The 11533-nt window shown below is 62.0% G+C and carries 8 protein-coding genes; 7 read left to right on the plus strand and 1 reads right to left on the minus strand.

What is annotated here, in order from left to right:
• Window positions 1-252 precede the first annotated feature (252 nt).
• Window positions 253-1014 (minus strand): DeoR/GlpR family DNA-binding transcription regulator, encoded by a 762-nt coding sequence (locus tag H7847_RS06640; protein ID WP_227268609.1) that lies wholly within the window; start codon window positions 1012-1014, stop codon window positions 253-255.
• Between the two features lie 203 nt (window positions 1015-1217).
• Here H7847_RS06640 and glpD point away from each other — a divergent pair, with 203 nt between their 5' ends.
• The 7 genes from glpD (at window position 1218) to H7847_RS06675 (ending at window position 11533) form a co-directional block, all read left to right on the plus strand.
• Window positions 1218-2816: a glycerol-3-phosphate dehydrogenase gene (glpD, locus tag H7847_RS06645; protein WP_227268610.1), complete on the plus strand. Its 1599-nt coding sequence runs from the start codon at window positions 1218-1220 to the stop codon at window positions 2814-2816.
• A 15-nt stretch (window positions 2817-2831) separates the two neighbouring features.
• Window positions 2832-4319 (plus strand): glycerol kinase GlpK, encoded by a 1488-nt coding sequence (gene glpK, locus H7847_RS06650; protein ID WP_227268611.1) that lies wholly within the window; start codon window positions 2832-2834, stop codon window positions 4317-4319.
• Between the two features lie 197 nt (window positions 4320-4516).
• A complete protein-coding gene (gene gap / locus H7847_RS06655; protein ID WP_227268612.1) occupies window positions 4517-5524 on the plus strand; it encodes a type I glyceraldehyde-3-phosphate dehydrogenase in 1008 nt (335 codons plus the stop codon).
• Window positions 5525-5569: 45 nt separating this feature from the next.
• Window positions 5570-7375 carry a phosphogluconate dehydratase gene (gene edd, locus H7847_RS06660; RefSeq protein ID WP_227268613.1) on the plus strand — a complete coding sequence of 602 codons (1806 nt, stop codon included), beginning with the start codon at window positions 5570-5572 and terminating at the stop codon, window positions 7373-7375.
• Between the two features lie 15 nt (window positions 7376-7390).
• Entirely contained in the window at window positions 7391-8032 is a 642-nt protein-coding gene (gene eda, locus H7847_RS06665; RefSeq protein ID WP_227268614.1) for a bifunctional 4-hydroxy-2-oxoglutarate aldolase/2-dehydro-3-deoxy-phosphogluconate aldolase, read from the plus strand.
• Window positions 8033-8090: 58 nt separating this feature from the next.
• Complete coding sequence (locus H7847_RS06670) at window positions 8091-9035, plus strand: carbohydrate kinase family protein (RefSeq protein ID WP_227268615.1); 945 nt, start codon at window positions 8091-8093, stop codon at window positions 9033-9035.
• Window positions 9036-9109: 74 nt separating this feature from the next.
• Window positions 9110-11533, plus strand: coding sequence for a glycogen/starch/alpha-glucan phosphorylase (locus H7847_RS06675; protein ID WP_227268616.1), 2424 nt, complete (start codon window positions 9110-9112; stop codon window positions 11531-11533).

An 11533-nucleotide genomic window follows, 5' to 3' on the forward strand; every position in this document is an offset into this window, starting at 1 on the left:
GTTGCCTCCAATCGGCTCCTTTCCCCTAGGATAGAGGTGAGAGCGCGCCTGCTCGTTGATCTAAGGCAGTCTGCGACCGGACCTCAAGGGAGAGCTTGCCGGTTAATGGCGGCACTGCAGCATCCCGCGAACCTGACAGTCACAGCCGGCGGATCCCGGCACGGTTTTTGCCGGAGGCCTAAGATCTGGCAGAAAAGTCCAACCTGCCCGCCATTTGATACGACATTTCGCCACCCGGTCGGCGGGGCCTCTCTAGGTCGTCACAATCACGTCCGTGTTCCATTCCTGGCACAGACGCGCCAGACCGCCCGGTACCGGTGCGTCGGTAAATACCGCCGACAGTGATTTCATCGAGGCGATCCGCGCAGGTGCCGTGCGGTTGAATTTCGAGGCATCGGCGACCAGAAATCCCTGGCGGGATTGGGTGAGAATGGTCTGGCTGACCCCCACCTCTTCAATGTCGAAATCCAGCAGATCCCCATCGGTATCCATTGCCGAGCATCCGATGACAGCAATGTCGAATTTGAACTGCCGGATGGTGTCGATCGCGACCGTGCCGACCAAACCGCCATCCGCGCGCCGGAGCTTGCCCCCGGTGACAATCGTCTGACCATCGGGCTTTTCAGCAAGGATGTTGGCGATGTTCATGTTGTTGGTGACCACCATCAGGTCCCTGTGGCGCAACAATTGACGCGCAACGGCTTCGGTACTTGTGCCGATGTTGAGAAACACGGAGCTGCCCTCCGGGATATGCCGGGCACAGGCGCGCGCGATGGCCTGTTTTGCGGTCTGGTTCAGATTGCGCCGCTCCTGGTATTCGATATTGGTCGTGCCGGACGGAAGGATCGCCCCGCCATGAACCCGTTCGAGCTTGTTTGCCTCTGCAAGCTCCGCAAGATCGCGCCGGATGGTCTGAAGCGTGACGCCAAAATGCGCGGCCAGATTTTCGACAGTCACCTTTCCGTCCTGCCGCGCGATTTTGAGAATGTCCGGCTGCCGGAAACCTTGCGACATGAGCGCCCCTCGTTATTTGTTTTATCGTCCCCGGCCATGCAGGCCCCTGTTTTCGGGGCTGCGGGTTGCCGGTAGCATCTTCATCCCTGCGGCACGACGGCCAACCTCATCTGTCCTAAACCGAAAATTTCCGAAAATAAACGCTTGAAAGCGCACTTTTGCTGCGATACCGACCAAAGAGAACGAAAGTGCAGGGGGCATCCGTGTCGACAGAGCGTTCCGAGGTCATTGACCTTTTCATCATAGGCGGCGGCATCAATGGCTGCGGTATCGCGCGCGATGCGGCGGGGCGCGGTATGAGTGTCGCGCTGGCCGAGATGAATGACCTTGCCTCCGCGACCTCTTCCGCCTCGACCAAACTCTTCCATGGTGGCCTGCGCTATCTGGAATATTTTGAGATCAACCTGGTCAGACACGCCTTGGCAGAGCGGGAAGTGTTGCTCAAAGCCATGCCGCATATCAGCTGGCCCATGCGGTTCGTGCTGCCCTATCACCGGGACATGCGCTTTGAGGGCGATACGCCGACCTCCAAGATCCTCAACCTGGTGATGCCCTGGATGAGGGGACGCCGCCCGGCCTGGCTGATCCGCCTTGGACTGTTTCTCTATGACAATCTGGGGGGGCGAAAAATTCTGCCCGGCACCAAAACGGTTGATTTGCGCCACGGCCCGGAAGGTGCGCCGCTGGTGGATAAATTTGAAAAAGCCTTTGAATACTCGGACTGCTGGGTCGAAGACGCGCGTCTGGTGGTGCTGAACGCACGCGATGCGCAGGCGCGCGGGGCAAAGATCATGGTGCGGACGAAAGTGACCGCCGCGGCGCGGGTCGAAGACCACTGGGCCATAACCCTTGAGGATCAGGCCACGGGGGCTGTCAAACACGTCAAGGCGCGTATGTTGGTGAACGCGGGCGGGCCCTGGGTCGGCGATATTATTCAGCAGAAAGTGCGCATCAATTCGACCGAGGGTGTGCGTCTGGTCCGTGGCAGCCACATCGTGACACGCAAGCTCTTTGCTCATGAAAAGTGCTATTTCTTTCAAGGCACGGACGGGCGGATCATTTTCGCGATCCCCTACGAGACCGATTTCACGCTGATCGGCACAACGGATGCGGAGCATTCCGATCCAAACACAAAGCCGGAGTGCACGCCCGCCGAGCGCGACTATCTGATTGGCTTTGTGAACCAGTATCTCAAGCAGGAGATCAGTGCGGAGGATGTGGTCTGGAGCTACTCCGGCGTCCGGCCGCTTTATGATGACGGGGCCAGCAGCGCCACGGCGGCCACCCGCGACTATACGCTGAAAGTCGATAAGGCCGGCGGCGCGCCGATCCTGAACGTCTTTGGCGGCAAGATCACCACCTACCGCAAGCTCGCCGAAGATGCGATGGCGCTGATTGTACCCTTCTTTCCCGGTACGTCCGGCCACTGGACGGCAGGGGTGGCCTTGCCGGGGGGCGATTTTGCCGTCGACGGCTACGAGACACTGGTTGCCCGGTTGCGTGAGGATTTTCCGTTTCTGTCGCATTTTTGTACCCGCAGGTTGATCCGCGCGTACGGGACAGAGGCTTGGAACATCATGGCGGGGGCGCAGGCGCCCGAGGAGATGGGGCAAAGCTTCGGTCATGGTCTGAGCGCGCGCGAGGTGCGATGGCTCATGGCGTATGAATATGCGCGCACGGCAGAGGATGTTGTCTGGCGGCGCAACAAGCTGGGGCTCAGAATGTCATCAAGGGAAGTTGACGCGCTGGACGCTTTCATGCGCGCGCATCTCACAGAAAGTCGGCCCGAAGCCGCGGAATAACAAGGGGAGGGCAGGATGACCCATATTCTGGCCATAGATCAGGGCACGACGTCATCGCGCGCCATCGTTTTTGATGCCGATATGAAGATCACCGCGACAGCGCAGGAAGAGTTTCCGCAGCATTTCCCGCAGAGCGGTTGGGTGGAGCATGATCCCGCTGATTTATGGGCCACCACCGCCGGAACCTGCCGGGCCGCCATCGAAAAAGCGGGTCTTGGCCCGGCGGCGATCACGGCCATAGGCATTACCAACCAGCGTGAAACCGTGGTGGTCTGGGACAGAGCGACAGGCCAGCCGATCTACAACGCGATTGTCTGGCAGGATCGGCGCACGGCCGACTATTGCCGGAGCTTGCGGGAGGCCGGGCATGACAAGGTGATCTCGGCGCGCACCGGGTTGTTGGCCGACCCCTATTTCTCGGGCACCAAGCTGAAGTGGATCCTGGATAACGTCGAGGGCGCGCGGGCGCGGGCGGCCAGGGGCGAGCTGCTCTTTGGCACCGTTGACAGTTTTTTGATCTGGAAGCTGACGGGCGGTGCCGCGCATGTCACCGATGCCACGAATGCCGCCCGCACGATGCTTTATGATATCCACAAAGGACGGTGGAGCGCCACGATTTGCGCGCTCTTTGATATCCCCCAGGACATGCTGCCCGAGGTCAAGGACTGTGCTGCCGATTTCGGCATGACGCGGGCGGATCTTTTTGGCCGCCCGGTGCCGATCCTGGGGGTTGCGGGCGATCAACAGGCCGCAACACTCGGCCAGGCCTGTTTTGAGCCGGGGATGCTGAAGTCCACCTACGGCACCGGGTGTTTTGCGCTGTTGAACACCGGCGACACGGCCGTGGCCTCCAAAAACCGGCTGCTGACCACGATTGCCTATCAGCTTGACGGCCGACCGACCTACGCCTTGGAAGGTTCCATCTTTGTTGCCGGCGCGGTGGTGCAGTGGTTGCGCGATGGCCTCAAGATCCTCCGTCATGCCTCCGAAACCCAGCCCATGGCCGAGAAAGCCGACCCTACTCAGAACGTGGTGCTGGTGCCCGCCTTTGTCGGTCTGGGAGCCCCTTATTGGAATGCTGAATGCCGCGGGGCGATCTTTGGTCTGACCCGGAATTCGGGCCCGGAAGAATTTGCCAAGGCGGCCCTGGAAAGCGTGGGCTACCAGACCCGCGACCTGCTCGAAGCGATGACCGCTGACTGGCAGGGCAGCGGGGCGCGGGCGACGCTGCGGGTTGACGGGGGGATGTCGGCCTCCGACTGGGCGATGCAGTTTCTCTCGGATATCATCGCAGCCCCTGTGGACCGTCCCGAAGTGCTTGAAACCACAGCGCTTGGGGCGGCCTGGCTGGCGGGGCAGCGCGCGGGCCTTTATCCCGATCAGGCGGGTTTTGCCAAAAGCTGGGCCTTGGAAAAGACCTTTGCGCCGCAGATGGAGGAGGCGACACGGGATATGAAGTACCGGGCCTGGAAGCGGGCCGTTGAGGCAACGCTGCTCTTCTAGGTCGCGCGATGAATGAGCGGTGTTCTGACCTTTCAACGCAGAGCAGCAAGAGAGTGGTGGATATTCAAGGTTTACTGGCCTAGGTCTTGAGCGAGAAAAACGCCCATTGATGTTTTTTATCTTTTGTGCTTGTTAGCGCTAACGGCTAAAATCGATCAATTTTGGCAGAGACCCGACGGCGAATTCAGGAGAATGATATGGCCCATACAGTTGGCGTAAACGGCTTTGGCAGGATTGGACGTGGTGTCCTGCGGGCGATTGTCGAGAACAAGGTATCGGACGTTGAGGTCGTTGCCATCAACGACCTGTCCAGTCCGGAAACACTGGCCCATCTGTTGAAATACGACAGTGTCCATGGCCGCTTTCCCGGCGAGGTAAAGGTTGAGGGTGATGCCTTGGTGGTGAATGGCCAGTCGATCCAGGTGACGGCCCTGCGCGACCCCGCCGAATTGCCTTGGGACGGTGTCGATGTCGCGATGGAATGCACCGGGTTTTTCACGCCCCGCGAAAAAGCGGCAGCCCATCTGGAAAACGGCTCGAAACGGGTGCTGATCTCGGCGCCCGGTGCGGGGGCCGACCGGACGGTTGTCTTTGGGGTGAACGATGCGGAACTGACCAAGGATGACATCATCATCTCGAACGCCTCCTGCACGACCAATTGCCTGGCCCCTGTGGCTGCTGTGCTGGACGATCTGGTGGGCATCAAGACTGGCTATATGACCACTATTCACGCCTATACCGGCGATCAGCCATCGCACGATTCAGCCCACCGTGATCCTTACCGGGGCCGGGCGGCAGCGGTGTCCATAGTGCCGACCTCGACAGGGGCGGCCAAGGCCATCGCACTGGTTTTGCCGCGGTTGGAGGGTCGCCTGGAGGGCTCTGCCGTGCGGGTGCCGACGCCCAACGTGTCACTTGTGGATCTCTGCATCCTGCCCGAGAAAGAAACGAGTGCGGCGGACATCAATGCCGCGATGAAAGCCGCGTCGGAGGGGCCGATGAAGGGGGTTCTGGCCTGTGAGACGGACCCGATGGTCTCGATCGATTTCAACCATGATCCGCATTCCTCCTGCTTTGCGGCGGCGCAGACAAAGGTGACGCAGGATGGTATGATCCGGGTGGTCAGCTGGTACGACAACGAATGGGGTTTTGCGAACCGTATGATCGATACCGGTCGCAAACTGGCTGTTCTGTCAAAGAGTTGACGCCCCAGGGGCAACATCACCACGGCAAGCGTTGGAGCAAGCAAGATGGCACTCAATGACACAATCGAACGGGTCACGCAGCGCATCATCGAGCGCAGCGCGGGCCCGCGCAGCAGATATCTCGACCGCATGACGGCGGCGCGGGTCAAGGGCCCTGCGCGCGCGCATCTCAGTTGCAGCGGCCAGGCCCATGCCTACGCCGGTGCCGGTGCCGATCAGGCAAAGCTGGCGACCGAGACGGCGGGCAACCTCGGCATCGTCACGACCTATAATGACATGCTCTCCGCGCATCAGCCTTTTGAACGGTTTCCCAATCTGATCCGCGAGGCTGCGCGCGAGGCCGGGGGCACGGCACAGGTGGCGGGCGGTGTGCCCGCGATGTGTGATGGCGTGACCCAGGGTGAGCCGGGGATGGAGCTGAGCCTTTTTTCGCGCGATGTCATCGCCATGGCCACCGGGGTGGCGATGAGCCATAATACCTTTGACGCGGCGGTGTATCTGGGCGTTTGCGACAAGATCGTGCCGGGGCTGGTGATTGCGGCGCAAACCTTTGGGCATATCCCGACAGTGTTTCTGCCCGCAGGGCCGATGACCTCGGGTCTGTCCAACGAGGAAAAAAGCCAGGTGCGCCAGAAGTTTGCCGCCGGTGAGGTGGGCCGCGACGAACTGATGGCCGCCGAGATGGCCGCTTATCATGGGCCGGGCACCTGCACCTTTTACGGCACCGCCAATACCAACCAGATGTTGATGGAGTTCATGGGGCTGCATCTGCCCGGCACCAGCTTTGTCACCCCCAACACCGGTCTGCGTGATGCGCTGACCAAGGCCGGGGCCAAGCGCGCGCTGGCGCTGTCGGATCTGGGCAATAACTACACGCCGGTCTGCGATATCCTGACCGAGAAGGCCTTTGTGAACGGCATCGTCGGTCTGAATGCCACGGGGGGCTCGACCAATCTGCTGATCCATCTGGTGGCCATGGCAAGGGCGGGGGGGATCATCCTCGACTGGCAGGATTTCTCTGACCTCTCGGATGTCACGCCGCTCCTGGCGCGGGTCTATCCCAACGGGCTCGCGGATGTGAACCATTTCCACGCGGCGGGCGGGCTGGGATACATGATCCACGAGCTGCTGGGGGCGGGGCTTTTGCATCCTGACACGCAGACCGTCGCGGGGGGCGGGTTGGCGCTTTACACGCAGGAGCCAAAGCTGAAAGGCGGCGAGGTCGTCTGGGAACCGGGCACGACGCAAAGCCTCAACACCAAAATCGTCCGCCCTGCTGCGGACCCCTTTCAGCCGACCGGCGGCCTCAAGCGCTTGAACGGTTCGGTCGGAAATGCTGTTATCAAGGTCTCTGCCGTCAAGCCGGAGCATCAGATCGTCGAAGCGCCGGTGCGCGTTTTCCACGATCAGGAGAGCGTCAAGGCGGCGTGCCGGGCGGGAGAGATCACCGCTGATACGATCGTGGTGGTCCGGTTCCAGGGGCCCAAGGCCAACGGCATGCCCGAGTTGCACAGCCTGACGCCGCCCTTGAAGAACCTGCAGGCAAGGGGGATCAACGTGGCTCTTGTCACCGATGGGCGTATGTCCGGGGCGTCGGGCTCGGTGCCTGCGGCGATCCACGTCAGCCCCGAAGCGCTGGATGGCGGGGCGATCTCAAAGCTGCGGGACGGGGACATCCTGCGGGTGGATGCGGTTGCCGGGACGCTTGATATCCTGACCGAAGGCGTGCTGGACCGGGCTCCGGCCGAGGCCGACCTCTCGGGCAATGCCTATGGGCTGGGGCGCGAGCTTTTTGCGGGCTTTCGGCGCGATGTGGGCTCCGCGGATACGGGTGCCTGTGCACTGTTTTAAGGAAAGGACCGCTCGATGACCCCCCAAGATGCCAGCAGGCGCGCGCGCGAGATTTGCAGTTTAGCGCCCATCGTGCCCGTGCTGGTGGTGCAGGATGCGACCAAGTCCCGCCCCCTGGCCGAGGCGCTGGTGGCCGGCGGCCTGCCCGCGCTGGAAGTGACCCTGCGCACCCCGGCAGCCCTCGAGGTGATCGCCGAGATGGCGCAGGTCAAGGGCGGTGTGGTGGGGGCGGGCACGCTGGTCACGCCAGACGATGTGCGTGCGGCCAAAGCCGCCGGGGCGACTTTTGGCGTCTCACCGGGCGCAACCGATGCTCTGATCGCGGCCTGCGAAGACGCAGACTTGCCGCTGTTGGCAGGGGCCGCGACCGCCTCCGAGGCGATGCAGCTCTTGGCGCGCGGCTACGACATGCTCAAATTCTTCCCCGCAGAAGCCTCTGGCGGGGCGCCCGCGTTGAAAGCCATTGGCGCCCCGTTGCCGCAGATTTCCTTCTGTCCGACGGGCGGGGTCAGCCCGGATAACGCGGCAAGCTATCTGTCGCTGCCCAATGTGCTCTGCGCGGGCGGCAGCTGGGTGGCTCCGGCTGATCTGGTGGCTCAGGGCGATTGGGCGGGCATCGAAAGCCTGGCCAAAGATGCCAGCAGGCTGGGACAGTGAGTGTGGCAGGGCCCTGCGTGCGCGTCTTTCCGGGCCTGCCCGCCAAGGGAGCGAATAGATGATCCTGTGTTGTGGCGAGGCTCTGATTGACATGATCCCGACCCCGGCCCTCAACGGGGCGGAGGGCTTTGTGCCGCACTCGGGCGGGGCGGTGTTCAACACGGCCATTGCTCTGGGGCGTCTGGACGTGCCCACGGGGTTCCTGACGGGTCTGTCAACGGACCTCTTTGGGGAACAACTGGCCCGTGATCTGGCCGGAAGCCATGTGGACGCCAGCTTTGCCATCCGGTCTGACTTGCCCACGACGTTGGCCTTTGTGCGCCTGACCAACGGGCATGCCACCTACACCTTTTATGATGAAAACACCGCCGGGCGCAGCCTGACACCGGCAAACCTGCCTGACATACCTGATCAGGTCAGTGCCCTCTATCTGGGAGGCATCAGCCTGATAAGTGAGCCTTGCGCTGATTTTTATGCCGCCCTTGCCCAACAGGAAGCCACCCGCCGGGTGGTGATGATAGATCCCAACATCCGGCCCGGCTTTATCCGGGACGAGGTACGCTATCGCGCGCGGCTGGCGAGGATGCTGCCGACCGCCGACATTCTGAAAGTATCGGACGAAGACCTCGACTGGATCGTGCCGGACGCGGCCAACCCCGAGGACAAGGCCCGGTCCCTGATCGCCGAAGGGCCGCCGATCCTGATCCTGACACGCGGCAGTGCCGGGGCGTCTGCGTTTTTCGGGGACAGGAGCCGGGTTGATGTGCCCGCGCGCCTTGCCGCGGTCGTCGACACGGTCGGGGCCGGGGATACCTTCAATGCAGGCGTTCTGGCCCATCTGAACAAGGCGGGGCTGCTGCACAAGGAACGCCTCGGTGATATTCACCCTGATGATCTGACCGCAGCGCTTGCTTTCGGGGCCAGGGTGGCTGCGGTAACGGTCTCGCGGGCCGGGGCCAATCCGCCCTGGGCGGCAGAGTTGGTTGAGATGTCGGCCTCTTGAAGGTACGAAATAACCTAAGACACATTTATGGCGTATCTCGTAGCGCCGCAGCCAGAGTAGAGTAAAGAGAGATCATGACAGCACACAGCATTCCCGCCCCCTCGGTTGAGGCGTTCCGCGCGGCAATCCTGCGCCATCTGAAGCTTTCGCTGGGCAAAGACTCGGAGCATGCGTCGCTCTATGACTGGCGCATGTCTCTGGCGCTCAGCCTGCGCGATCATGTAGTGGACCCCTGGTTTGAAAGCACGCGCAAAACCTATGAGGCGCGCGGCAAGCGGGTGTACTACCTGTCGATGGAATTCCTGATTGGCCGCCTGATCGAGGATGTCGCGGTCAATCTGGGCCTCGAAGAAACGGCCGAAGCGGCGATCACGGCGCTGGGGCAGGACTATGCCCGCGTGGTCACAAACGAGCCGGACGCCGCGCTGGGCAATGGCGGGCTGGGACGGCTGGCTGCCTGTTTCATGGATTCGCTCTCCACCCTGGGCATTCCTGCTTATGGCTACGGCATCCGTTACGAACACGGTCTGTTCCAACAGCATTTTGAAGACGGCGTGCAGATCGAAACCGCCGAAACATGGCTCGCCCAGAAACACGTCTGGGAATTCGAACGGCCCGAGGTCTCCTACCCCATTCACTTTGGGGGCCATGTCGCTTTGGAATCGGGCAGGGCCGTGTGGCACGCGGGCGAGACGGTGATGGCCTCCGCTTACGATACGCCCATCGTCGGCTGGCAGGGTCGCTGGGCCAATACCTTGCGGCTTTGGGCGGCCAAGCCCACGACCAATTTCGATCTGGAGAGCTTTAACCGCGGTGATTACATCGCCGCAAGCGCGCCCGAGGCATTGGCGCGCACGATCAGCCGGGTGCTCTACCCCGATGACACCACGGATGTGGGCAAGGAATTACGGCTCAAGCAGGAGTATTTCTTTACCTCAGCCTCCCTGCAGGACCTTCTGCGCCGGTTTCTGGGCGAAGGCGGCGATCTGCGGCAGCTTTCGGATCATGTGGCGATCCAGCTCAATGACACGCACCCGGCCATCGCGGGACCCGAGCTTGTGCGGCTCCTGGTCGATGCGCATGGGTTCGACGTGGCGGAGGCCATTGGCATGGCACGCCGGTGTCTGGCCTACACCAACCACACCCTTCTGCCCGAAGCGCTGGAGCGGTGGCCCGAAGACCTCTTTGCGGGCATCCTACCGCGTCACCACCAGATCATCGGGCAGATCGAAGCGGCGCATTTCGCGGCGGCGGGCGAGGGCGTGCGCATCCTTGAGCATGGCGAGGTCAAGATGGGCGAGCTGGCCTTTATCATGGCGCATCATGTCAATGGCGTCTCGGCGCTGCACTCCGATCTGGTCAAGCAAACGGTTTTTGCCGATTTGCACGCGGCCTACCCCGAACGGATCATCAACCAGACCAATGGGATCACGCCCCGACGGTGGCTCTACGCCTGCAACAAGCCCCTGCGCAGCCTTATCAACGAGACAATCGGGACTTCCTGGCCAGATAATCTCGATCAGTTGTCGGGGCTGACCCCGCATGTGGAGGACGCCGCCTTTCTTGAACAATATCAAGCCGCGAAGGACGCCAACAAGGCGCGGCTGGCGGGGTGGCTGCGGGACCGGGACGGTATGGTGGTGGATCCGGCGGCCATGTTCGATGTGCAGATCAAGCGCATCCATGAATACAAACGTCAGCTGATGAACCTGCTGGAAACGGTGGCGCTCTGGCAGGACATTCGGGCCAATCCTCAGGGCGACTGGACCCCGCGCGTCAAGATCTTCGGCGGCAAGGCGGCCCCCGGCTATGTGGTCGCGAAAGAGATCATCCATCTCATCAACGATGCCGCAAGGGTGATCAATGCCGACCCGGTGACCCGCGATCTGCTGCAGATCGTCTACCCCGAGAATTACAACGTCTCGATGGCTGAGGTGTTGATCCCGGCCGCCGATCTGTCAGAGCAGATCTCGACCGCGGGCAAGGAGGCCTCGGGCACCGGCAACATGAAGTTTGCGCTCAACGGGGCGCCGACCATCGGCACGCTGGATGGCGCAAATGTCGAGATCCGGGAGTGCGTGGGAGAGGAGAACTTCTTTCTCTTCGGGCTGACGGCAGCAGAGGTCACCGCGCGGCGCGCCACGCCTGATTACGCGCGACAGGCGATCGAGGCGAGCCCCAAGCTGGGCCATGTACTGAATCTGATCCGCAGCGGGGTCTTTTCGGGTCGTGACAAGGATCGCTACGCAGGGCTGGTCGACGGGCTCTACGGCCATGACTACTTCCTCGTGACCTGTGATTTCGACAGCTATTTTGCCACGCAGCGTGTCGTGGATGCGGCGTTCCGGGAGACCAAAAGCTGGACGCGCATGGCTGCGCTCAATACCGCCCGCGTCGGCTGGTTTTCGTCAGATCGGACCATCAGCGGCTACGCCAACGACATCTGGAACGCAAAAAGCCTGCTCAGCGAGGCGAAAAGAAACCGAGACGTGGCCTGA

This window comes from Roseobacter weihaiensis (assembly GCF_020622345.1).
In the GTDB taxonomy this organism is placed as follows: Bacteria; Pseudomonadota; Alphaproteobacteria; order Rhodobacterales; family Rhodobacteraceae; genus Roseobacter; species Roseobacter weihaiensis.

Coding starts and splice junctions, on each gene's coding strand:
- edd (WP_227268613.1), top strand. CDS start 5,570: ATGGCACTCAATGACACAATCGAACGGGTCACGCAGCGCATCATCGAG.
- gap (WP_227268612.1), top strand. CDS start 4,517: ATGGCCCATACAGTTGGCGTAAACGGCTTTGGCAGGATTGGACGTGGT.
- H7847_RS06675 (WP_227268616.1), top strand. CDS start 9,110: ATGACAGCACACAGCATTCCCGCCCCCTCGGTTGAGGCGTTCCGCGCG.
- glpK (WP_227268611.1), top strand. CDS start 2,832: ATGACCCATATTCTGGCCATAGATCAGGGCACGACGTCATCGCGCGCC.
- H7847_RS06640 (WP_227268609.1), bottom strand. CDS start 1,014: ATGTCGCAAGGTTTCCGGCAGCCGGACATTCTCAAAATCGCGCGGCAG.
- eda (WP_227268614.1), top strand. CDS start 7,391: ATGACCCCCCAAGATGCCAGCAGGCGCGCGCGCGAGATTTGCAGTTTA.
- H7847_RS06670 (WP_227268615.1), top strand. CDS start 8,091: ATGATCCTGTGTTGTGGCGAGGCTCTGATTGACATGATCCCGACCCCG.